Consider the following 21,908-nt stretch of genomic DNA (forward strand, 5'->3'; position numbering starts at 1 on the left):
GACCGGCCTCCGTTGTGCAGAAGAGAGAGAAGGCAGCGATGCTCACACACGCGACGCAGTCCGGCTCCGAACCGGCCCGGCTGATTCGGGGCTGGGGACACGCGACCGGCAGCCACGCCCTGGTGGCGCGTCCCACCGGCAGCGCCCAATGGCAGGAACGACTGGCGGAGGCGGGTCCGCGGGGGTTGATCGCCCGCGGCGGTGGCTGTTCCTACGGTGATGCGGCTCAGAACGCCGGTGGGACCGTGGCGCTGACCACCGGCGGCGACGATCTGACGCGTCTTGTCGTCGCGGACGCTACCGTCGTGGCCGACGCCGGGATGACACTCGGCGCGCTGATTCGTGCGTTGGCTCCGCTGCGGTGGACGCTGCCGGTCGTGCCGGGCGCCAGCGGGGTGACCGTCGGCGGGGCGATCGCCGCCGACGTGCACGGCAAGAACCATGTGCACACTGGCACGTTCGGCGCGCACGTCCGCGAGATGACGGTGCTGACACCCGGGCACGGCGAAGTGTTGATGAGCCCGACGGTGAACCCCGGCGCGTTCTGGGCGACCGTCGGCGGGCTCGGGCTCACCGGCGTGATCCGCCAGGCCCGGCTCGAACTGGTCCCGCTCGACTCCTGGCTGTTCCGCTGCACCGACACCATCGCCACCGACCTGGACGCGATGCTGACCGGGCTGACGGACGCGTCGCAGGCGAGCGCCTACGCGGTGGGGTGGATCGACGCGGTCCGGACCGGGGCGCACATCGGCGCGGGCGTCATCAGCCACGCCGGACCACTGATGCCTCGCCGGACACCGCCGCACGATGGTGGCCGTCTCCCGGCTCCCCGGGTTTCCGTGCCGATGCTGCCCGGCGCCGGCATCGGCACGGTCGGGATCACCGCGGTAGCCAACCGGCTGCGCCTTGCCACCGCGCGGGTACGCCCACACCGGATCCTGCCGCTGCCCGAGGTGTTGTATCCGATGGACACTCTGCCCGGCTGGCCCGGCCTGCACGGCCGTCTCGGGCTCGTGCAGTACCAATTCGTCGTCCCGTTCGGCGCCGAGGACGTGCTGCGGGCCGCCCTCATCCACACCCGAAAGTCCGGGTTCTCGGCCACCTTGGCCGCCCTCAAGGTCTTCGGCGCCGCCGGTGAGGCGCCGCTGTCGTTCCCCCTGCCCGGCTGGAGCCTGGCACTCGACTTTCCCGCCCGCCCACGGCTTGCCCGGGTCCTGGACGCCCTCGACGAACGGGTCGCCGCCGCGGGCGGCCGGGTCTACCTGGTCAAGGACAGCAGGCTGCGGCCCGATCTGGTCTCGGCGATGTATCCGCAACTGCCGCGGTGGCGAGCTGAACGCGCCGCGTTGGACCCCAAAGGTGTCATGACCTCCGACCTCAACCGGCGCCTGCACCTGAGCGAAGACGCGGAGACCGGTCATGCGTGACGGGCTGGGGCGCGCGCAAACCGTGCTGGTGCTGGGCGGAACTTCCGAGATCGGCGCCGCCGTGGCCGACGCGCTGGTCCCGGCCGGTGGCACGATCATCCTCGCCGGCCGGGACCCGGCCATGCTCGACACAGCCGCGGCCCGGCTCCGGCCCGGCCGGCACGTCGAAACCGTGGCCTATGAGGCGACCGGCACCGCGGCCGCCACCGTTGACGTGCTTACGGCCGCCGCGGCACAGGCCGGAGACCTCGACGTCGTCGTCTTGTGCGTCGGCGCTCTGACCGGCGAGCCGTCCATCGGCGCCGACAGCACCGCTGCCGAACATGCGCTGCAGACCAACATGCTCGGCCCGATGCTGGCCGTGCACGCCACCGCGCAGCGGCTGCGACGGCAAGGACACGGCACCTTGGTCGTCTTCTCCTCGGTGTCGGCCGTCCGCGCCCGGCCCCGGCTGCTCACCTACGGCGTAGCGAAGTCCGCGCTGGACGCCTACGCCCGCCACATCGGGGTGTCACTGCGCGGCAGCGGCGCCCGGGTGCTCGTCGTACGGCCCGGCCACGTCCGGACCCGGATGACCGCCGGGCTTGCCGAGCCGCCGTTCACCACCACTGTGCAAGCGGTGGCCGCCACCGTGGCCCGGGCGTTGCGCCGCGGATCCGCGGTCACCTACGCCCCGGCGATGCTTCGCCCGGTCGTGGCCGGGCTGCGGCTGCTGCCGGCCACAATCTTCAACCGGGTCACCGAGCTTAAGGCTGCTCCAAGGCGCGGCGGCGCACCCTCGGCGGAAACGATCACCGAGCCGAGGAACCGTTGACATGCAAGCACCCCTGACCGTCATCATGCAGCCGATCGTGCTGCCACCCGAGCACGGCATGCTGCGCGGGAGTGACTGATGGCCGTCTACTCCGGCAGCCGAACGCCGGCACGGCGCCGGCGGATCGCCCTCATCAGCCTTCTCGTGGTGGCGGCACTAGTGATCGGGCCGACCATCTCGTACGCCCGGGCCCTGACCGCCCCCGGCAGCGCCCCCGTCGGGCAGCGCACCGTGGACTGGGTCCGCGGCCATCACGGCAACGGTCTCATCAACGCCATCGAGAACTGGTATTACACCCGCCATCAGCCGCCCGCAGGACCGCCCGACCCGGCCATCTTGCCCAAAACCGGCCCGGAGACGGCGACGGCTGTCGCCGCGGCGCCGCCCGCGCTGCCCACCCTTGCCGGTGTGGCCACGTTGCCCGGCGAGGCAGTCTGGGATCCCGGACGCACCGACAGCAGCGGCCGGCCACTGATCTACACCAGCTATCTGCGCCCGGATGCCGCACACCTGAGCGTGGTCGCCGGGGTGGCCTGGATGCGGGCCGGCGGCAGTGTCGCGCACCTGGTCGCCGGCACCGCCCAGCCGGGCGGATCCGGTTGGCCCGGCAACGCCTCCGTGGCGGCCACGGACGTGCCTGATCTGGTCGCGACGTTCAACTCCGGGTTCAAGCTGCAGGACATCCGCGGCGGCTTCTACCTGAACGGACGAACCGCACGACCGCTGGTCGACGGGCAGGCATCCATGGTGATCGACCGGCGGGGCGGCATCACGGTAGGCGCGTGGGGCAGCGATGTCCGGATGAACGGCAACGTGGTGGCGGTCCGGCAGAGCCTCGACATGATCGTCGAATCCGGCCGGCCGGTCGCCGGGCTGGCCACCAACCCGTCGGGCCGGTGGGGAAGTGCGCACAACCAGCTGCAGTACACGTGGCGCTCCGGGCTCGGCGTCGACGTGCACGGCAACCTCATCTATGTCGCAGGCGACCACATGAACCTGGCCATGCTCGCGACCGCGATGGCCGACGCCGGAGTCCGGCGGGGCATGCAGCTCGACATCCACAGCGGCATGGCCTCGTTCGCCTCCTGGCGGCCCGACACAGCCGGTGCACCGGCGCCGACCAAGCTGCTGCCGGCGATGCCCCGCTCCGCGCACCGCTACCTGGTCCCCGACCAGCGCGACTTCGTCTACCTCAGCGCCCGCGACGCCGGTTAGGAGCACACCGTGTCCGCACCCACCCTTCCGGGCCTGCGTCCGCTGCCCCTGCCGGCGCGTGCCACCGTGCTGGCGATTCTGCAAACCGCCCGGCCCCGGCAGTGGATCAAAAACGTGCTGGTGTTCGCCGCACCTGCCTCGACCGGCGTCCTGTTCACCGCCGCGGCTCTGCGCGGCAGCCTGCTCGCGTTTCTGATCTTCACGTTGGCGGCGGCCGGCACCTACTTTGTCAACGACGCCGCCGATGCCGACATCGACCGGACGCACCCCGTCAAATCCCGGCGACCGGTGGCCGCCGGTCTTATCAGCCGATCGGCGGCCCGCTGGGCGGGCTACGGCAGTTCCGCCGCCGCGCTCCTCCTCGCCGGCACCGTGAACTGGCAATTCGTGGCCTGCGTGGCCGGCTACCTCGCGCTGACCGGCGCATACAGTGCGGGCCTCAAACACGTGCCGGTTCTCGACGTTCTCATCGTCGGGGCAGGCTTTCTGCTGCGGGCCGTAGGTGGGGCCGCGGCGACCGGCACCACCGCGTCGAACTGGTTCCTGCTGCTGATCCTGTTCGGCTCCCTGTATCTGGTCATCGCCAAACGGGCCGGTGAGCTGTCCCGCGCGGTGCCGGACACCGGACGGCGGGTGCTGGCCGGCTACTCCGCGCCATGGTTGCAACAGGTTCTGACGATGACGCTGACCGGGACGGTGCTCACCTACGCCGTCTGGGCGCTGCAGTACCGGGGAGCCGATGCCACGCTGCCACTGCTCGCCGTATCGCTGGTGCCGTTCCTGGCCGCGTTGATGCGCTACAGCCTGCTCGTGGCCAAAGGCGCCGGCGAGGCACCGGAGACCGTGTTCACCTCCGACCGTTTCCTGCTCGCCGCGGGCGTGGTGTGGGCCGCCACCGCCGGTGGTGCCCTCTACCTCGGATAGGGGCCGGGACCATGCGGATCCTGGTGGTCGAGGACGAGAAAGCGCTCGCCGACACGCTGCGCGAGGCCCTCACCGACGAGGGTTTCGCGGTCGATCTCGCGCACACCGGCACCGACGCCTTGTGGGCGGCCACGGAGTACCGCTACGACGTGATCGTCCTCGACATCATGCTGCCCGGGCTCAGCGGCTACGAGGTGTGCCGGCGTCTACGTGAGCAGCAGGTGTGGACGCCGGTGCTGATGCTGACCGCCAAGGACGGCGAGTACGACCAGGCCGACGCGCTGGACCTGGGCGCGGACGACTACCTGACCAAACCTTTCTCGTACGTGGTGCTGGCCGCCCGGCTGCGCGCGGTGGTCCGCCGCGGCGCCCCGCAACGCCCGGCCGTGCTCACGTCCGGTGACCTCGCGGTCGATCCGGCGCGGCGGCGGGTCACCCGGGCCGGCGTCGAGGTGCCGCTGACCTCCCGCGAGTTCGCGCTGCTGGAATTCCTGATGCGCCGCCGCGGCGACGTGGTGTCCAAGCACGACATCGTCGAGAACGTGTGGGACATGAACTTCGACGGTGACCCGAACATCGTCGAGGTCTACGTCAGCTACCTGCGCAAGAAGATCGACAAGCTGTCCGAGCCCAGCCTCATCCAGACGATCCGCGGCGCCGGCTACCGGCTCACCGCCGAGGACGGCTGACCAGCCGGCAACGGAAGCCGGATGTGGAACGCGGCGTCGCCGTCGATGACGATCTGACCGCCGTGGCCGGCGACGATCTCCCGGGTGATCGGCAGACCAAGCCCGGCACCGCCGTCGGCGCGGGCACGGCTGTCGTCGAGCCGCACGAAACGCTCGAACACGCGCTCGCGGTCCGCCGCCGCGATCCCCGGCCCGTCGTTCCCGACCACCACATGCGCACCATCGTCATCGGCCCACGTGGAAAGCGTGACCGTGGTGCGGGCGTGGCGGGCGGCGTTGTCGCCCAGGTTTCGCAGTGCTCGTTCCAGCCGGGCGGCGTCGCCGGTCACCTGCACCGGGCTGACCCGCATCTCGATCCGCAGGCCGGGGTGCACGGCTCGCAGCCGGTCCCGTTCGGCGTAGGCGAGGTCGTCGAGGTCGACTCCGGCGCGGCGGACCACCGGGTCGTTCTCGTCGATGCGGGCCAGCAGCAGCAAGTCGGCGACGAGATCGCCGAGGCGGCTCACCTCGGCTTGCAGCCGCCGCAGCCGAACCTCACCGCCTGGCGAGCCCGACCTGATCAGGTGATCCAGCCCGACCCGTACGGTGGAAAGCGGGCTGCGCAGCTCGTGGCTCGCGTCGGCGATGAACCGGCGTTGCGCGGCCGCGGACTCCTCGAGCCGATCAAGCATCGCGTTCATCGTCGCGGCCAACGCGGAGATTTCGTCGTGGGTCGCGGGAACCGGTACCCGCGCGTGCAACCGTTGCCCGCTGATCGTTGCCACCCGCCGCCGGATTTGTTCGACCGGCCGCAACGAGCGGCCCACGAACACGAAGACGGCCACGCCCACCACCAGCGCGAGTCCCGGCATCCCCCAGGCAAGCGTGCGGGTGACCGCCTCCGCGGCTTCGGCCACCGGTTGCAGAGATTGGGCGACGACAACGATCCGAGGCCCGTCCGGGGTATCCACCCCACGTGCGAGGACACGAAATCGGCCCTCCCCGACAACGGGTATCAGCTGATCCTGCCAGGATTGCTCGCCCGGGGCAGGGCGTAGCGCGGTGAGAACAGGCTGGTTCGGGCCGGCCGGCGAGGACGCGACGATGTCGCCGCCGGTGCTCAGCACTTGGACCGCGCCTCGGATGCCGGGGCGCAGCGCTTCTTCAAGGTCGTCGTCGGTTCGCAGTGCCACGGTGACCTCGTCGGCGCGCTGCTCCGCGGTGCTGTCGACGTTGCCCGTCAGGGTGCCGCGCACCAACGCGACGAAGACCACCGCGGCTACGGCGGCAGCCACGCCGACAACGCCGGCGGCGGCAAGAGCCGAGCGAAGCCGTACGCCATCAAGCCGGGCAATCTTCGACATGCCGCTGGACGCTAGACCGGCGCAGCTGAATCGACGCTGAATCTCGGTTCGGGGAACGACGTCGGGGCGTACGGGTCGCAGCTGGTCCTCATAGCCCGAATGGCGGCCCTAGCGACGGTGCTCGGGCGGCGCAGCCGAGCAACGGCAGCCGTAGTTGTTCTTCAGTGAACCGCAAGAGTGAGCAGTGTGTCAGCGGCTTCGAGGTCGTTACGTCCCGGACGGTGGGCGCGACGACCAGGGTCGGGATGTGGTTGCTCGTGCCGGTGCCCTCGTCCCAGGTGATGATCACGGTGAGCCGGCCGGCGCGGTAGTCGGGGCCGGCCATGATCTGTGGCAGCCAGGATCGCAGCCACTGGTCGCCGGTCGCGACCTGGTCGTCGGGACAGCCGTCGTCGCCGTGCATGTCGTTGCAGGCGTCGGGGCTGACAAAGGAATAGGCGGGGAGCCGGCCGGCGGCGACATCATCGTGCAGGGCGCCGGCGGTGGTGCTGCCGAGCGGAATGGCCCAGCGGCGGCAGTCGTCACGTTCGCCGGTGTAGTAGGTGGCGGGGACGTGGCGTACGAGATAGCGGCCGTCGTCGGTCAGTCTGCAGTTGCCCGGCGCGGCGTCGGCGTAATTGCGCCACTGCCCGCCGGACGCGGCGACTTGGCGGAAGATGTTGTCGCCGCGAAGCGGGTGGGCTTCCGGGTCGTCGTCGTCGCAGATTCCGGCGGTGGTGCCGCTGGTCATCAGGATGTACGCGCCCAGCGACGGGCAGTCCGCCGGGTAGCCGGCGTCGTAGGCGGTCGCGGTGCCGTAGCCGGTGGCGAGCTCGTTGAGATACGGCGCGGACGGGCTGCCGATGATCTCGGAATAACCGTGGTTCTCCTCCGCGATGATCATGACCTTGCGGCCTGGGCCGGCAGATTGCCGGGACGTATCGTCCGACGGCGAGGGACTGGTGGCCGACGGCGGAGGCGCGGCAGACGGCGGAGGAGCCGGGCTGCCTTGCCCGCACGCCGTGATCATTGCGGTGACGGCCACAAGTAGGGGTGCCGTGCGACCTCGTCCGCGGTACTGCCATCGATGGAAGGTCATGACGTTAGACGTTAATGACCGAAGGCTGAGAAAGCGATGAAAGCGGCCATGGGCCAAGCCGATGAGGTCGAGCAGCAGAAACGCTTCATGAGGCGATGCTCCAGACGGCGGCGGCGAGGCCGGCGACGATGCAGTAGATCGCGAACGGGTTCAGCGTCCGAGTCTCGAAGTAGCGAGTGAGATACCGCAGGGAGACGTACGCCGCGATGCCTGCTACGAGGCTGCCGGCGAGGACCGGGCCCAGGATGCCGTGGCCTTCCGGGCCGGCCAGTTCCGGCAGTTTCAGCACGCCGGCGGCCGCGATCACCGGCGTGGCCAGCAGGAACGCGAAACGGGCCGCGTCCTCGTGGGACAGCCCGCGCAGGAGTCCGGCTCCGATGGTCGAGCCGGACCGGCTGATACCCGGCAGCAGCGCGAGGATCTGCGCGGACCCGATCAGCAGCGCTTGACCCCAGGATTGTCCCGAGATGCGCCGATCGGATGCGATATCGGTGTCGGCAGCGGAGCTGCTCGTGTAGACGCCGCCTGCGCCGATCGGCACGGGCATGGCGTGCTGTCGGCTGCGTAGCCGTTCTACAGTGGCGAGCAGGATGCCGTTGCAGATCAGGAACAGCGCGGCCGGCAAGGGTTTGCCGAACGCGGTCCGCACGACGTGTTCGAGCGCAAGACCGGCGAGCCCGACCGGTATCGTCGCAATGACCAGCAGCCACGCCAGCCGCTGGTCGGCGTCGGTGATCTTCCGCTGCCGGATCGAGGTGATCAGGCCGCGCACGATCCGGACCCAGTCGGCGCGGAAGAACCACACCAGCGCCACGGCCGTCGCCACGTGCACGGCCACGACGAAGGCCAGGTACGGGGACTGGTCGGCGCTCAGGCTCAGGTCGCGCGCCCACCGGCCGCCGATCACCGCGGGCAGCAGCACGCTGTGCCCGAGGCTGGAGACCGGGAACAGCTCGGTGACACCCTGCAGCAGCCCGATGACGATCGCCTCGGGATAGGTCAGTGACGGCACGGTCATGCGGCCGGATCTTCCATACGCGGTCCTGAAGATTCGCTGAAGAGATCACCCGCGGGTGGCGCCGGCCTCGTGTGCCCGGGGTCCGGGCCCGGCGGTGCCGACCGGGTGCCTTTCGTGGCGGCGTTGCTGGGCACGGGCGTACGCCATCAATCCCAGCAAGACGGTGAGCAGGACCAGTGATGATCCGAGGGTGCCGAGGTCGAGGCCGCCTTTGGCGGTGGGTTTGGTGAGGAAGTCGCCGGCGGTGGCGCCGAGCGGGCGGGTCAGCACGAAGGCGAGCCAGAACAGCAGGACATTAGGTACGGCGGGCACGTACTTGAGCGCGAGTAACAGCGCGAGCAGGGCGGTGACGAGCAGGGCGCCGCCGGCGTAACCGAGCCCGGAGCTGTCGGAGAGGAAGTCGCCCATCGAGGTGCCGAGGGTGTTGGAGACCAGGATCGCGCTCCAGAAGAGGGCTTCGCCGCGGAAGGTGTCGATGTCGTTGATGGCGAAGGTCAGGCCGGTGGTCTTCCAGACGATGAAGATCGCGATGAGCAGGGAGATGAGGATGGCGGCGCCGGTGGGGTAGCCGAGGCCGAGCCCTTGGGGTCCCCAGCCGAGTGACGTGCTGCCGGCGGCGAGGTAGCTGGTGTCGCGGTTCATGAAGTCGGAGACGGTGGTCCCGGCCATGCTGGTGGACAGGATGACGGTCCAGTAGAAGAACGGGTTGTAGTGCCGCGAGCGCAGCTGCACGACCAGCGTCACGACGAAGACCGCCAGCAGGGCGATGGTGGTCAGGAAGTAGCCGAGCTTCAGGGTCTGGGCGAACAGGTCGCCCGCGGTCTCGCCGAGCGTGGTGGCGGCGATCTTCATGATCCAGAAGGCGAGGGTGACCTCGGGCAGCTTCTTCAGCACGTAGCGGCCGCGGCCGGCCAGGTCGAGTTCGGTGAAGACGTCGGGCTGTTTCACGGTTGTGGGCGCCTTTCCAGGACATAGCGGGTCATCTCCTACGAAATGTAGGTGGCAGCTGTCCTGCAAACGCGGAAATGGCCGGAGCGGTGACGGGAGGGGATGGCGATCTCTCTATATACTCAGTATTATCCCGGGCATGATACGTGTTGGGTTGATGCCGTGAGCGTCCGGCACGCGCTGCTCGCCCTGCTGGCGGAGGGTCCGAAGTATGGGCTTCAGCTGCGTGAGGAGTTCGTCGAGCGGACCGGTGAGGTGTGGCCGCTGAATGTCGGGCAGGTCTACACGACACTGCAGCGGCTCGAACGCGACGGCCTCGTGGAGTCCGACGACGCTGCCGAGCCGGGTCCGCAGAAGGGGTTCCGGATCACCGACGGCGGCGCGCTCGAGCTGAGCGGCTGGCTGCGCACCCCACCCGATCTTTCCTTGCCACCGCGCGACGAGCTGGTCATCAAGGTCTTGGTCGCGGTGCGGCTGCCCGACGTGGACGTGCACGAGGTCATTCAGGTGCACCGCCGCTATCTGGTGGAGCTGATGCAGCAGTGGACCCGGCTGAAGGAGGACGAGGCGGGCGCCGACCTCGGGCTGTCCTTGGCGGTCGACGCCGAACTGTTCCGGCTGGACTCGGTGATCCGCTGGCTCGACACCGCGGACGGCCGGATACGCCGCGCCACGGTCGATCCACCGGATCCCGCACCGGCTGCCGCGGGGCCACTGCCGAAGATGCGACGGAGAGTGGGGGGCCGGCGATGAGCGTTCTGGAGATGCGGGACGTCGGCAAGGCGTACGGGCAAGGAATGGGGAAGGTGATCGCGCTCGCCGGCGTCGACCTGTCCGTCGAGGCGGGCACGATGGTCGCGGTGATGGGGCCGAGCGGCTCCGGCAAAAGCACCCTGCTCACCATCGCGGGCAGCCTGGAGTCGCCCACCTCCGGGGAGGTGCTCATCGACGACGTGAGTCTGAGTGGGATGAGTCGCGACGATCTGGCCCGGCTGCGCCGTCGCAGCATCGGATACGTCTTTCAGGACTTCAATCTGCTGCCCGGTCTCACCGCCGCGGAGAACGTGTCGCTGCCGCTGGAGCTGGACGGCGTCCGCGCCCGGGTGGCCCGGCAGCACGGGCTCGAAGCCCTCGACCTGCTCGGTCTGGCCGACCGGGCCGGGCACTTTCCCGACCAGTTGTCCGGCGGCGAACGTCAGCGGGTCGCGATCGCCCGGGCCGTGGTCGGTGAGCGCCGGCTGCTGCTCGCGGACGAGCCCACCGGCGCCCTCGACTCGGCCACCGGCGAGGCGGTCATGCGTCTCATTCTCGCCGCGTGCAAGCGAGGCGTGGCCGCCGTGGTGGTCACCCACGATGCGCAACTGGCCTCCTGGGCCGACCGGGTGGTGTTCCTGCGCGACGGCCGCGTCATCGACCGCACGATGCCGCCGCCCGGGCCGGAGTCGTTGCTGGAGGCCGACCGATGATGCCGGCACGGATCGCCGTGCTGCGCTGGGCGTGGCGGCTGTTCCGCCGCGAATGGCGCCGTCAGGCTTTGGTGCTGGCGCTGCTCGCGGTCGCTGTCGCCGCCACGGTTTTCGGGCTCGGCGCGGCGGGCAGCGCCCTGCCGTCCGGTGCGGCACAGTTCGGCGACGCCGACTACCTGATGGTCCTGCGCGGGGCTGGCATGCAGGGCGACGTCGCCACGGTCCGGCAGGCGTTCCCGGCGTCCGAGGTCATCAACCATCAGAACATCGCCGTACCGGGGTCGGCCAACCCGGTCGACCTTCGCGACCAGGCACCCGGCGCCGCGTTGGGCGCGCCGATGCTCCGGCTGACCGCCGGCCGTTATCCGGCCGGCTCCGCCGAGATCGCCGTCACCGACCGCACCGCCACCCTGTTTCACCTCGCCGTCGGGAACGCTTGGCAGCAGGGCGGCCGTCGCTGGTCCGTGGTCGGCATCGTGGAGAACCCCAACAACCTGCTCGACACGTTCGCCCTGGCCGCGCCCGGACAAATTGGCTCGCCCGACCATGTCACCGTGCTGGTCCGCGCCACCGCCGCCCAGTTCCGGGCCGCGCAGCGACCCGCCACCGCCGAGGTCCAGTTCCGCGGCGACGCCGGTCCCGACCCGGCCTTCATCGTGCTGATCCTGGCCACGATCGGGCTGCTGTTCGTGGGCCTGCTCGCCGCGGCTGGGTTCGCCGTCCTCGCCCAGCGGCGGCTGCGCGCGCTCGGCATGCTTGCCGCGATCGGCGCCCGCCACCGTCACCTGCGCCTGGTCATGCTCGCCAACGGCGCCGTCGTCGGCACGGTCGCCGCGATCGTGGGCGGGATCACCGGGCTGGCCGCCTGGCTCCTGCTCACCCCGCGCCTCGAGACGGTCGTGCAGCACCGCATCAACCGGTTCGACCTGCCCTGGCTGCAAATCCTGCTCGCGGCCGCCTTGGCTGTCGTCGCCGCGGTGGTCGCCGCATGGTGGCCGGCCCGCGCCGCCGCCCGGGTCCCGGTGGTGGCCGCCCTGTCCGCCCGGCCGCCGCAGCCCCGGCCGGTGCACCGGTTCGCCGTGCTCGGTGCTCTGCTGCTCGCCGCCGGTCTGATTCTGCTGGCGCAGTCCAACCCGGAGCGGCCGGCGCTGGTGGTGGGCGGGGTCGCCGGCACCGCGGCCGGGATGCTGCTGCTCGCGCCGCTGCTGGTGGCGGTCCTCGCCACGGTCGCCCGGGCGTTTCCGGTCGCGGCCCGCATCGCGTTGCGTGACCTGGGACGCTACCGTGCCCGGTCAGGGGCCGCGCTCGCGGCGATCAGCATGGCCACCGGCATCGCCGCCGCCATCATCGTCGGCGCCGGCGCTGCTCAGGCCGCGGCGCCCTCCGGCGGCAACCTGCCGGACGACGAGCTGATCGTCTGGGTCGCACCTTCCCGGATCGAGGGGCCGGTGCCGCAGCTCGACGCCAGCCAACTGGCCCAGGCACGGTCCGCGGTGTCCGCGATCGCCGGCACCATCCACGGTGGAACACCGCTGCCGCTGATCGCCGGCATCAGCCCCGGCGCGCGACTGGAATCCCTCAACGACAGCGGTCTCAGCGGTAAACCGGTGGTCGCTTTCGCCATTCCGCACCGCTCGGGCGGCAGCACCGAGTATCACGGCGACGAGATGATCCCACTGCTGCTCGCCACCCCCGACATCCTCGGCCGCTACGGCATCACGGCCGGCTCGATCGATCCGGCGGCCGACGTGCTCACCTCGCACACCGACCTTTCCCGATACCGGCTGATCGGCGCCGACCGGCAGGGCGAGTCCTGGCAGCCCCGAACCCAGCACATCGGCCAGTTGCCGGCGAACACGTCCGAGCCCACCACGCTGCTCACCGAGCACGGGATGCGCGCGCTCGGCTTGACACCCGCCCCGGTCGGCTGGCTGATCGCCACGACGAAGCCGCTCACTCCGGCGCAGGTGGACAAGGCGCAGCAGGCGGCGCGTGCGTCCGGTCTCGACCTGGCCGTCGAAACCCGGCCGCTGGCCGCCGACCTGTCCCGGCTGCGCACCGGCGCCGCGGCGATCGGCGCGGCGGTGGCGCTCGGCGTGCTGGCGGTGACGGTCGGGTTGATTCGTGCCGAGGCCGGACGCGACCTGCGCACCTTGGCCGCGAACGGGGCTGCCCGCGGTACCCGGCGGCGGCTCACCGCCGCGACCACCCTGGCGCTCGCGCTGCTCGGTGCCGTGCTCGGCACCGCCGGGGCGTACGCGGCGCTGATCGCCTGGTATCACCAGGACCTGCACTCCCTGGCTAGGGTGCCGGTCGAACACCTGAGCGGCCTGATCATCGGGTTGCCCCTGGTCGCGGCGGCTGCGGCCTGGCTGCTGGCCGGCCGCGAACCGACAGGTGTTGCCCGGTCTCCCCTCGAATGAACCAGCCCACGCCGCCCGAGCACATTACTTGTAGTAGAAGTCGTCGGCCTCGTCGTAGCTTGACGGCTTGGCGACCCCGGTGGATTTGCCGTGGTTGCTCAGTGTGGTCGTCATGACGAGCTTGGTCTTCTCGTCGTACATCTCCAGCGAGATCGAGGTGACCCATCCGCCGTCGTTGGTCGTGGCGGTGAAGATGCTTTCGGTCCCGACGCTGAACGCTATGACGCTGGGTGCGCCGATCGGAGCGAACGGCTCGCCGTCACCGGTGGGCGCCGGGTCGAAGGTGCCGCGATACTTGTGTTGCCCGTCCGGCTGCACCGAGTGGACCGTCGTGATGAACTTGCCCAGTCCGTTGGGGTCCTTGGTGTTGACGTCGGCGAACGAGCTGCTCGGCTTGACCCGTTTCAGGTCCAGGTGAACCCATTGCTCACTGGTTTTCTGCCGGTTGAAATAGTCGGTCCCGACGACGATGCTCTGCCCGTTTCCGAGCCCGCCGTTGCCGGACTCCTTCTCGGTGAGGCTGAACCGTTTCTGCCGGGGATCGAACGCGCCGCTGGCCTGGACCTTGGCTTTGTCGGGCAGGTCGGCTTTGAGCGAGAATTTGTAGGAGTTGGCGTGCGTCTTCTTGAGCGCGGCGATCAGTTCTTGTTGGGCATCGGGCCCGGACGGCGACGGCTTGGCAGAAGCCGGCGTCTTCGTGTCGAACGATCCCGCAGCGCTGGGCGATGAGGTGCAGCCCCCGAGCGCCACAAGGACGGCAGAGGCAAGCACAAGGCGTCTTTTCACTTATTTCTCCCCGTTTGGTGCCCCACCACCTTAGCGATCCGCGAACGCCGACGCTCTCGGCGCGGGCCGCCCGCTACTGTGGCGGCTGCTTGGCGAGGCCGAACCGTACGGGGGGAACTGCATGAGAATGTCCATGAGGGCGGCCGTCGCCGCGACGGCGATGCTGCTGCTGGCCGGATGCGCGCACGACGCGGCCGCGCCGGCCGGGAAGGGCCTCACGGATCTGCCGGCGCCGACCGTGGTGGAGAGGTCGCTCGCGGCCTTCAAGTCAGCCCCGTCCTACCGCGTGGAGGTCCACGGCGGCGAGGCGAGCAACCCGCTGTCGATCAAGCTCGACGTGGTGGGAGCGGACCTCCACGGGAGCCTCACCCGCGACGGCGGGACGACCGAGATCCTCAAGGCCGGGACGAACTTCTACATCCGCCCCGACGAGACGTTCTGGGCCATCGAACTCGAGAAACCCGAGCAGGCCCACGCGTACGCCACCTTCGCCGGCGCCCGATGGATCAAGGTGGAGCGGGGCGACCCGCTGCTCAAGACCGCGGGTCTGGACGGCGCGTTCCTGTTCGCCGATCGGACCTTCCTGAACAGCGCGGTGCCGAGGCAGATGGCCCTGGGCGACGCCAAGGACATCGGCGGCGTGCCCACCATCACGGTGCTCGACCCCTCCACCACCGAGAACGCCCGAACCAAGATCTCGGTGGCGACCAACGGCGAGCCCTACCCCGTCCGCTGGGACTTCGGCCTGGGCACGGTGGCCGACTTCACCGCCTACGGAACCCCGTCCGATCCCATTGTGGACCCCGCCCCCCAAACCACGGTCGACATGAAGACCGTCCTGGATCACACCTGACCAGGCCGGACTGGGCCGGCTTCCGTTGGCGGTAAGCGCGTCCTGGATAAGCTCTGCCGGCAACCGATCGATGGAGCCTTGATGTCGCAACTCCCGAAGCCGCCATATCCCGGACTGCCGGCCGGGGTGAAGGACCGGACGTTTCCGATCGTGCTCACTGTGGTCGTGGTGTTGCTGGTGCTTTGCGCGGGTGGTGGCAGCGCGGCCGCCTTCCTCGTAAGGCCGAGCCAGGATGACAAGGTCAGCGCGGCCGGTGCCCCGCCTTCGCCGGCGCCCACACCGGTCCCCGCCGAACCGGCTGCCCCGGCGCCCGCCCCCACCGTGAAGATCGTCGCGCCCACGACGCTGGGCGGCCGGGTGAAGGTGCAGGAGCGCGGCCTCCAGGCGACCGCTGACATGCTCAAAGGGCGGATCTCCGGGCCGACCGACACCAGTTCCGTCAGTGCCGTCTACGGCAAGCCCGGCACGAAGAACCAGGTCTTGATGGCGGCCTCCGCGGGGCCCGACGCTCTGCCCTTTCAGGAGGTCCAGATCACGCTGACGATCTTCGGAATGGACACCGTCGGGGTCGTCAACCCCTCGACGGGTTCGCTGGGCGGCAACGCCACGTGCGCCAACACCGTCGTCGCCGGTCAGAAGGCCGCGGTCTGCGTCTGGGCGGACGAGGGCAGCCTCGGCCTGGTCGTCTTCCTCGCCAAGTCCGCGACCGCCGTCGCGGCCGAGTTCCCCAAGCTGCGCGCCGAGATCGAAAAGAAGGCATAGGGCGATCGCGGGGTCTGCTTGACTAGCGACCTTTCGCGTCAGAGGTCTCGGCGCCGGTCGATTTGCTGCTATGCCATCCGGTTGTGTTGAGTCTTGCTACGCCAGCATGTGGGATCTGCGTCCGTTGTGCGGGATTAAGGACCACATGGTGGCGGCCGGTCCACAACGTGAGAATTACATCCACAGTGGAGTATCTTTTCGCCGCTTTCGTCCCCGTTTCGTCGGCCGCTTTCTCTGACGTTTCGTAGACCTTGGAAACTTCGGGCTCGCATGTGGGCGTAACTCTCCAAGGTCTCAACCAAATTCAGAATGTGGTCGGGATTGCCACATAGTGGGATGGGTGGACGAGGTGCGCGTCGACTTGCAGACAGGTGCGGCTCGTCGGGCAACTCGGCGGCGGATGTCGATCGCGTGCCGCGAGTCGCAGAACTATTGCGGTTGCCCGGTTGCCCGGTTGCCCGGTTGCCCGGTTGCCCGGGTGCCAGTGCCGGTCGCGGGTTGCGGGTTGCTCGACCCCTCCTCGCCGGTCTCCTTTTTGGTCTGCCGGTGGCGGCCAGCCGGGCGATGAGCAGCTGACGGTCGGTCAGTTCGCCGGGTGGGTCCGTGACGTTCGGCAACTGGAGACCACTCCGGATAGTGGTGATCAACGAGACAGCGGAACGGGGGGAGAAGCCCACTCGGGGTGGCTGAGCTGGCAAAATACCAGACATTGATGTAGTGCCGTGTGATATTTCGATCTTTCAGATTTTAAGAAGACGACGTAGCGTGTTGGTTGCTTGCAGGTCGTACAAAGATCACGGACTACGAATAGAGCGTCCTCATGAGCGAGAACAAGATCATCGCCGTCGTCGGTGCCACCGGATACCAGGGCGGCGGTGCTGCCAAGGCGATCCTGTCCGATCCCTATGGTGGGTATGCGGTGCGGGCTCTGACCCGCGACGTCACCTCGGAGCGGGCGCAACTGCTCGCCAAGAAGGGCGCCGAGGTGGTCCAGGCCGACAACAACGACGAAGAGAGCCTCGTCCGGGCCTTCCAGGGGGCGTACGGCGCCTTCATCATCACCAACTTCTGGGAGCACCTGTCCGCCGACAAGGAGCTGGCGGAGGCGCGGAACCTGGCCAACGCGGCCCGCAAGGCGGGGCTCAAGCACGTCGTCTGGTCGACGCTGGAGGACACCCGCGACAGCATCCCCGTCGACGACGACCGGATGCCCACGCTGCAGGACCGCTACAAGGTGCCGCACTTCGACGTGAAGGCCGACGCCGAGCGGCTCTTCCGTGACGCGGGCGTGCCCACCACGTTCCTGCGCACCGCGTTCTACTGGGAGAACCTCATCAACGGGTGGCGCGCGACCCGGGACGCGAACGGTGTGCTCACCCTGGACTGGCCGAACGGCGAATCGCGCCTGGCCGGTATCGCCGCGGAGGACATCGGCGCCGTCGCGTACCAGATCTTCAAGGCCGGCGACGAGTTCGTCGGCAAGTACGTCAGCGTGGCCGGCGAGTTCCTCACCGTGCACCAGCTCGCCGAAGGGCTGACGCGCACGGTCGGCGAGCCGGTCGTCTACCGCCCGCTGAGCGCCGACGAATACCGCGAGCGGGGCGCGCTCGGCGTCGAGGTCGGCAACATGCACCAGTACTACGACGAGTTCGCCGAGCAGTTCATCGCGGGGCGTGACCTCGACGAGGTGCGGCGGCTGCACCCGGCGCTGAAGTCGTACGAGGAGTGGCTGCGCCTGAACGGCCACCTGATCCCCACCGACTGATTTGGTCGTAGTGCGCACCGCTTCCGGCGCGGCCGGAAGCGGTGCGGCGGTTCAGTGGCTTCGATCGAGGAACCAGCGGGTCACCCGCGGCACGCTCAGCACCTCGGAACCCTCGTGGACGAAACCGTTGTAGGTGGTGTTGACGCCCACGTTCACCGTGGGGGCGCCCAGCGTGGCATGACAGTGCTCGGTGTTGGCGTTGACGGCCTCCTCGTCACCGGGGCTGTAGTAGAGGCGTACCGGCATGGCCGGATCCCAGTTGGTGCAGACGCTGTCGGTCACGGCCAGCGCCGCGGCGAAACGGCCGGTCGGGTGCAGCAAAAGCGCCTTGCCCCGGGGCGTCAGCAGATCGTCGATCGTGGGCGGCAGCGCCGGGATGATCTCGTCGCCGGGGTGCGTGCCGTCGAACAGGGCGGGCAGACCGACGTACGGCGGCTGGAAAATGTCGGCCGGGTCCGGATAAATGTCGTGCAGGCGGTCGTACGCGGACAGCAGGTACGTGGTGTACGCGCTGGCCAGCACCGGATGCACCTCGGGAGTGAACAGCGCCGGGATCTCCGCGTGGCGGAAGTCGTAGGCGCCGCTGATCGGGGCCACGGCGGCCGCGCGGAACCACGGGTCGGCGCCGGACTGCAGCGCGCGAGCCAGGCCAAGAGCGGCCGAGGCACCCTGCGAGAAGCCGGACGCGTAGACGTCGCGGGAGAGCTGCCGGCCCGCACCAGCGACAAAGGCCCGCGCCGCGCGCAGCAGGTCGAGCGACGCGGTCGTCTCCGACGGGATGTCCATCCACGGATGCGCACCCGGACCGAGGCCGAGACCGAGGTAGTCGGGCGCGACCGCGGCGAAGCCGGCCGACGCGAGGGTGAGCGCCGGGCCGATCAGGAACACGTCGTCGGAGACGGACGGCGCGTCTCCCTTGTAGATGGACGTGCCGTGCGCGAACGACGCCGTGTCCAGACGCATCCGATCGTTGATCGGCAGCGCGACCAGCCCGCTCGCCGTGGTCGGATGCCCGGTTGCGTCCGTCGTACGGTAGACCAGCCGGTAGGTGCGCACGCCGTAGCGGTCGGTGCCCGGATCGAACTTGTCGGTGGTGAGCGCCGCGTCCACGTCGGAGCGGGTGGCGTAGGTGTGCAGTGCGGTGGCCGACACGAGCCGGCCGTTCGCCGCCGTGGCCGGTGACGCGGCCACCCCCAGCGAGGATGCGATGAGCGTCCCCGCGATGCTCAAACTCAGCAGTTTCCTCATGCGTTCGACGCTAGGGATCAGTGCGCGGCGAGTCAGGAACGCCAGCACCCGGATCCGGGGTAGGGCTGGCCGCACCATGCGTCCGAGTGACCCTCGAGCCCGCCGTCGGCCCCGGCGGCTACCATTTTCGGATCGCGCGTGGGTCGGCCAGCCGGAAAGGGGTCCCGTGGGCAGGAACAGCCGGGAGCGGCACAAGGCCAAGCGGAAGGCTGCCGACGCGGCACGGAACCGTAGACCCTCTGTCTTGGGCGAACCCGTGGGTCCGTTTCCGGGGAGCGAGGGTCCGCTGCCCGAGCAACTGATCGACCGGGCGATCGCCGCGGTCCACCACCAGCAGGCGGACGAGTTCGAGATCTGCCGTGACCTGCTGGTTGCCGGCCCAGGGGGCGCGGTCGGCGTGCAGGTTGTCAACCGGGCGCTGCTCTCTTCGCTGGTCGGCGAGGTGGAGCACGCCTGGCGTCGCGGCTGGCAGCCGTCCGAGCTTGTCCGGGCGGCCCGCCGCGAGGGTGGTGCGCGGCATGCCCGGCTGGTCGCCGACGCCTGCGCGGCCCAGATCCGTGCCTATCCGATCGCCTCCGTCGACCGTACGTGGAAGGCGCAGCTCGAGGCCGTCGAGGCGGACGTCTGGTGGACGCACGACGACCATTTCGTCGATGTCTGGGCGGTCCGCCACGGCGTCGACCGCGCCGCCGCGATCACCACGGCGATCGAGGTTCTGCACCTGTTGTTGTCCATGCCAGCAGTCGAGCCGATCGGCCCGATGCCCGGTGTCGTCGACACGGTGGCTGCGAACGGGCACCTCGACCAGCGGCTCCTGGATCGCGTACGGGCCCTGCTCGCGAAGGCCGAGCGGACGGAGTTTCCGGAGGAGGCCGAGGCGTACACGGCAAAAGCTCAGGAATTGATGACCCGTCACCGTATCGATCACGCGTTGCTCGCGGCGACGGCGGGCAAGCGCGATCGGCCGAGTAGTGTGCGTATCGCTGTCGACAACCCGTACGAGGCGGCGAAGTCTCTGCTGCTGCAGGTGGTGGCCGACGCGAACAGCTGCCGCGCGGTGTGGATGAAACGGTTCGGACTGGTCGCGGTGGTCGGCTATGCCTCGGATCTGGACGCCACCGAGGTGCTGTTCACCTCGCTGTTGGTGCAGGCGACCCGGGTCATGACGGGCGCCGGGTCGAAAACCGACAGGTCGGGGCGTAACACCACCCGTTCGTTCCGGCAGTCCTTCCTGACCTCGTACGCGTCGCGGATCGGTGAACGACTCAACGCGGCCTCGGAGCGGATCGGCCAGGAAGCGGCAGCCTCGGACCGGGGTGCCGCTCTGGTGCCCGTGCTCGCCGCCCGGACCGAGGCCGTGAACGACGCCTTCAGCGAGCAGTTCCCGGAAATGACGCAGGTTCCGACCCATGTGAACAACAGCGAGGGCTGGGCATCCGGCCGTGCCGCCGCCGACCGTGCCGTTCTCCAGGGTCGGGCGAAACTGTCCGGCTGAGGGAAACCGCTAGCTGCTCGGGCGGCTGGCGAACGGCTCGTTGAGTCCCTCCGCGGGCACTGGTTTGCGTGCTCGGCGACGCCTGGATCATTTGACGCGCGACGACGACTAGCCTGACGCGGTGACCGACGACTTCACCTCGACGTTGCCGCGCAAGCGGATGGCGGCTGCCGCGCTGCTGACCGATGATCGGGGCAGGGTGCTGCTGGTGGAGCCCACCTATAAGCCGCACTTCGAGGCTCCTGGCGGCTCGGTGGAGGCCGATGAGTCGCCGTTTGCTGCCGTGATCCGGGAACTCGAGGAGGAGCTTGGCCTTGCGTTGCGGCCGGGCCGGTTGCTGGTGGTCGACTGGGTGCCGCCGCGCCCGGGTCGTACCGAGGGCCTGATGATGGTCTTCGACGGCGGGTTTCTGACGCCGTCGCAGACCGAGCAGATTCGGTTGCCGGCCGACGAGTTGCACGGCTGGGCGTGGTGTACCGAGCAGGAAGCCGGTGAGCGGCTTTCGGCGTCGCTGGCCCGCCGTATGAGCGCGGCGGTCCGGGCGCGGGCCGAGGGCACAGTGGCCTATCTGGAGAACGGGTTTTTCGTGGCCTGACCGCCGAGGCCATGGACAGGCTCCGCCGCAGAACCTGTTGTGCTCGGGATCAGGCAACGGCAGCGAGTTCCGCCGGCCGGTTCTTGATGTGGGCGGCCAGCAGGCTCATGCCGCCGGAGCGGTAGAGACTGTCGTGGATACCGTCCGCGTAAAGCAGTCCGGTGAGGTCGGCGCACGCCTTGGCGACAGGGTGACGGCGCTGGTAACCGGCCGCGCCGATCAGCGGGGCCAAGTCGGTGACGGCCCGTACGGCGGTGTCGACGCCGGCTGCCTTGCCGAGGCGTGCGAGCAGCCCGGCCTGCGGATGATCGGTGGCGGCGAGCCGGCTGGTGGTCAAGGCAGCCAGCAGCGCCGCGGTGATCTGGGCATGAGTGCGACCCAGCATGATCAGCGCGTTGTCCCGGACCCGCTCCAGGACCCCGATGTCGTGGCGGACAGCGAGCACGTCGGTGACCAGGTCGTGCACACTGGCTGCGGTGCCCAACGCGGTCGCGGTGATCACGCAGTACCCCCCAGCCCCAGCCGCCGAGCCCGAACGGCTCGACCACCTCTCGTTCGATTCGCGGGTCCTCGGCGTCGACGAGGACCGCGCTGATGCTTCCGTCCGGGTCACGGACGAAGGTGACGAAGGCGGCCGCCTCGGTCAGCCGCGACACCCAGCACTTTTCGCCGGTCAGGCGCCATCGTCCGTCTCTGCCCAGGCGTGCCTGGGTGGTGATTTCGCGGATGCGGGATCCGCCGTGGCGTTCGGTCGCGGCGATGCCGATCAGCTCACCGGCGCGCAGCCGCTGCTCCCAGGCATTGGCGGTGGCCGTGGGGGAGTGGGTGAGCACCATCGCGCCGTGCCCGGCGCCGGTGCAGTCGCGCAGATCGAGATCGCGGGCGCCGGCGAGGAATTGGGCGAGGGTCTGCCACAACGGGCCGACCGGACCGGACGGCGCCCGATGCCCGCGGGAGGCCAATTCACGGCGTAGCCCGAGCAGCCACGCTGACCAGGCGACCGCATCGGTTCGAGCGGGCGCAGCCGGGCACAGCCCATCGAGGGTGGCGTCGAAACGT

General features: G+C 69.7%; 20 protein-coding genes and 1 pseudogene. 13 read left to right on the plus strand and 8 right to left on the minus strand.

Features of this window, described 5'->3' with window-relative positions; genetic code table 11:
* The first annotated feature begins 38 nt into the window (after positions 1-38).
* The 5 genes from HH310_RS21385 (at position 39) to HH310_RS21405 (ending at position 5,069) form a co-directional block, all read left to right on the plus strand.
* Positions 39-1,427 (plus strand): FAD-binding protein, encoded by a 1,389-nt coding sequence (locus tag HH310_RS21385; protein WP_169177376.1) that lies wholly within the window; start codon positions 39-41, stop codon positions 1,425-1,427.
* Positions 1,420-2,241 (plus strand): SDR family NAD(P)-dependent oxidoreductase, encoded by an 822-nt coding sequence (locus tag HH310_RS21390; protein ID WP_169177377.1) that lies wholly within the window; start codon positions 1,420-1,422, stop codon positions 2,239-2,241. The genes HH310_RS21385 and HH310_RS21390 overlap by 8 nt, the downstream gene beginning before the upstream one ends.
* A gap of 78 nt (positions 2,242-2,319) precedes the next feature.
* Positions 2,320-3,456 carry a hypothetical protein gene (locus tag HH310_RS21395; protein ID WP_169177378.1) on the plus strand — a complete coding sequence of 379 codons (1,137 nt, stop codon included), beginning with the start codon at positions 2,320-2,322 and terminating at the stop codon, positions 3,454-3,456.
* Positions 3,457-3,465: 9 nt separating this feature from the next.
* Complete coding sequence (locus HH310_RS21400) at positions 3,466-4,380, plus strand: decaprenyl-phosphate phosphoribosyltransferase (RefSeq protein ID WP_169177379.1); 915 nt, start codon at positions 3,466-3,468, stop codon at positions 4,378-4,380.
* 11 nt (positions 4,381-4,391) lie between these two features.
* Entirely contained in the window at positions 4,392-5,069 is a 678-nt protein-coding gene (locus tag HH310_RS21405; protein WP_169177380.1) for a response regulator transcription factor, read from the plus strand.
* Here HH310_RS21405 and HH310_RS21410 read toward each other — a convergent pair.
* From HH310_RS21410 to HH310_RS21425, 4 genes are all read right to left on the minus strand, one after another.
* Positions 5,042-6,412: a cell wall metabolism sensor histidine kinase WalK gene (locus HH310_RS21410; RefSeq protein ID WP_169177381.1), complete on the minus strand. Its 1,371-nt coding sequence runs from the start codon at positions 6,410-6,412 to the stop codon at positions 5,042-5,044. The two genes, HH310_RS21405 and HH310_RS21410, sit on opposite strands and share 28 nt — an antisense overlap.
* A gap of 88 nt (positions 6,413-6,500) precedes the next feature.
* The gene (locus tag HH310_RS21415; protein WP_169177382.1) at positions 6,501-7,295 is read right to left on the minus strand and encodes an alkaline phosphatase family protein; all 795 of its coding nucleotides are present in this window, start codon (positions 7,293-7,295) and stop codon (positions 6,501-6,503) included.
* A gap of 280 nt (positions 7,296-7,575) precedes the next feature.
* On the minus strand, positions 7,576-8,508 hold the full coding sequence (locus HH310_RS21420; RefSeq protein ID WP_169177383.1) for an undecaprenyl-diphosphate phosphatase: 933 nt from the start codon (positions 8,506-8,508) through the stop codon (positions 7,576-7,578).
* 45 nt (positions 8,509-8,553) lie between these two features.
* Positions 8,554-9,456, minus strand: a complete 903-nt coding sequence (locus HH310_RS21425) for a hypothetical protein (protein WP_312034247.1) — start codon at positions 9,454-9,456, stop codon at positions 8,554-8,556.
* 162 nt (positions 9,457-9,618) lie between these two features.
* Between HH310_RS21425 and HH310_RS21430 the strand changes: the two genes are divergently transcribed.
* From HH310_RS21430 to HH310_RS21440, 3 genes are read left to right on the plus strand one after another with little or no spacing between them, the layout of a single operon-like run.
* Positions 9,619-10,209, plus strand: a complete 591-nt coding sequence (locus tag HH310_RS21430; protein WP_169177384.1) for a PadR family transcriptional regulator — start codon at positions 9,619-9,621, stop codon at positions 10,207-10,209.
* On the plus strand, positions 10,206-10,922 hold the full coding sequence (locus tag HH310_RS21435; protein ID WP_169177385.1) for an ABC transporter ATP-binding protein: 717 nt from the start codon (positions 10,206-10,208) through the stop codon (positions 10,920-10,922). The genes HH310_RS21430 and HH310_RS21435 overlap by 4 nt, the downstream gene beginning before the upstream one ends.
* The gene (locus HH310_RS21440; protein ID WP_169177386.1) at positions 10,919-13,345 is read left to right on the plus strand and encodes an FtsX-like permease family protein; all 2,427 of its coding nucleotides are present in this window, start codon (positions 10,919-10,921) and stop codon (positions 13,343-13,345) included. The genes HH310_RS21435 and HH310_RS21440 overlap by 4 nt, the downstream gene beginning before the upstream one ends.
* Before the next feature lie 24 nt (positions 13,346-13,369).
* Here HH310_RS21440 and HH310_RS21445 read toward each other — a convergent pair whose 3' ends face one another.
* A complete protein-coding gene (locus HH310_RS21445) occupies positions 13,370-14,131 on the minus strand; it encodes a hypothetical protein (RefSeq protein ID WP_169177387.1) in 762 nt (253 codons plus the stop codon).
* A 133-nt stretch (positions 14,132-14,264) separates the two neighbouring features.
* On the opposite strand from HH310_RS21445, the gene HH310_RS21450 reads away from it, so the two are divergent.
* From HH310_RS21450 to HH310_RS21460, 3 genes are all read left to right on the plus strand, one after another.
* Positions 14,265-14,984, plus strand: coding sequence for a hypothetical protein (locus HH310_RS21450; protein ID WP_169177388.1), 720 nt, complete (start codon positions 14,265-14,267; stop codon positions 14,982-14,984).
* Positions 14,985-15,065: 81 nt separating this feature from the next.
* Positions 15,066-15,746, plus strand: coding sequence for a hypothetical protein (locus HH310_RS21455; RefSeq protein WP_169177389.1), 681 nt, complete (start codon positions 15,066-15,068; stop codon positions 15,744-15,746).
* An 820-nt stretch (positions 15,747-16,566) separates the two neighbouring features.
* Entirely contained in the window at positions 16,567-17,511 is a 945-nt protein-coding gene (locus tag HH310_RS21460; RefSeq protein ID WP_169177390.1) for an NmrA/HSCARG family protein, read from the plus strand.
* Between the two features lie 51 nt (positions 17,512-17,562).
* Here the strand turns inward: HH310_RS21460 and HH310_RS21465 are convergent, their stop codons facing one another.
* Complete coding sequence (locus tag HH310_RS21465; RefSeq protein ID WP_248294240.1) at positions 17,563-18,759, minus strand: S9 family peptidase; 1,197 nt, start codon at positions 18,757-18,759, stop codon at positions 17,563-17,565.
* A gap of 244 nt (positions 18,760-19,003) precedes the next feature.
* On the opposite strand from HH310_RS21465, the gene HH310_RS21470 reads away from it, so the two are divergent.
* On the plus strand, positions 19,004-20,254 hold the full coding sequence (locus HH310_RS21470) for a DUF2786 domain-containing protein (protein ID WP_248294241.1): 1,251 nt from the start codon (positions 19,004-19,006) through the stop codon (positions 20,252-20,254).
* Positions 20,255-20,375: 121 nt separating this feature from the next.
* Positions 20,376-20,849, plus strand: a complete 474-nt coding sequence (locus HH310_RS21475; protein ID WP_312034248.1) for an NUDIX hydrolase — start codon at positions 20,376-20,378, stop codon at positions 20,847-20,849.
* Between the two features lie 49 nt (positions 20,850-20,898).
* Here the strand turns inward: HH310_RS21475 and HH310_RS43960 are convergent, their stop codons facing one another.
* Both HH310_RS43960 and HH310_RS43965 read right to left on the minus strand, forming a co-directional pair.
* Positions 20,899-21,351 carry an acyl-CoA dehydrogenase family protein gene (locus tag HH310_RS43960; protein ID WP_312034249.1) on the minus strand — a complete coding sequence of 151 codons (453 nt, stop codon included), beginning with the start codon at positions 21,349-21,351 and terminating at the stop codon, positions 20,899-20,901.
* 70 nt (positions 21,352-21,421) lie between these two features.
* Positions 21,422-21,685 (minus strand): annotated as a pseudogene (locus HH310_RS43965) (acyl-CoA dehydrogenase family protein); the annotation flags it as partial.
* Positions 21,686-21,908: the final 223 nt, after the last annotated feature.

Source organism: Actinoplanes sp. TBRC 11911, assembly GCF_012933445.1.
Lineage (GTDB): Bacteria > Actinomycetota > Actinomycetes > Mycobacteriales > Micromonosporaceae > Actinoplanes.

What these genes read in the sequence shown, in the direction of transcription:
- HH310_RS21385 (WP_169177376.1), top strand. Translation starts at nt 39, where the DNA reads ATGCTCACACACGCGACGCAGTCCGGCTCCGAACCGGCCCGGCTGATT.
- HH310_RS21390 (WP_169177377.1), top strand. Translation starts at nt 1,420, where the DNA reads ATGCGTGACGGGCTGGGGCGCGCGCAAACCGTGCTGGTGCTGGGCGGA.
- HH310_RS21395 (WP_169177378.1), top strand. Translation starts at nt 2,320, where the DNA reads ATGGCCGTCTACTCCGGCAGCCGAACGCCGGCACGGCGCCGGCGGATC.
- HH310_RS21405 (WP_169177380.1), top strand. Translation starts at nt 4,392, where the DNA reads ATGCGGATCCTGGTGGTCGAGGACGAGAAAGCGCTCGCCGACACGCTG.
- HH310_RS21410 (WP_169177381.1), bottom strand. Translation starts at nt 6,412, where the DNA reads ATGTCGAAGATTGCCCGGCTTGATGGCGTACGGCTTCGCTCGGCTCTT.
- HH310_RS21415 (WP_169177382.1), bottom strand. Translation starts at nt 7,295, where the DNA reads ATGATCATCGCGGAGGAGAACCACGGTTATTCCGAGATCATCGGCAGC.
- HH310_RS21420 (WP_169177383.1), bottom strand. Translation starts at nt 8,508, where the DNA reads ATGACCGTGCCGTCACTGACCTATCCCGAGGCGATCGTCATCGGGCTG.
- HH310_RS21435 (WP_169177385.1), top strand. Translation starts at nt 10,206, where the DNA reads ATGAGCGTTCTGGAGATGCGGGACGTCGGCAAGGCGTACGGGCAAGGA.
- HH310_RS21440 (WP_169177386.1), top strand. Translation starts at nt 10,919, where the DNA reads ATGATGCCGGCACGGATCGCCGTGCTGCGCTGGGCGTGGCGGCTGTTC.
- HH310_RS21450 (WP_169177388.1), top strand. Translation starts at nt 14,265, where the DNA reads ATGAGGGCGGCCGTCGCCGCGACGGCGATGCTGCTGCTGGCCGGATGC.
- HH310_RS21455 (WP_169177389.1), top strand. Translation starts at nt 15,066, where the DNA reads ATGTCGCAACTCCCGAAGCCGCCATATCCCGGACTGCCGGCCGGGGTG.
- HH310_RS21460 (WP_169177390.1), top strand. Translation starts at nt 16,567, where the DNA reads ATGAGCGAGAACAAGATCATCGCCGTCGTCGGTGCCACCGGATACCAG.
- HH310_RS21465 (WP_248294240.1), bottom strand. Translation starts at nt 18,759, where the DNA reads ATGAGGAAACTGCTGAGTTTGAGCATCGCGGGGACGCTCATCGCATCC.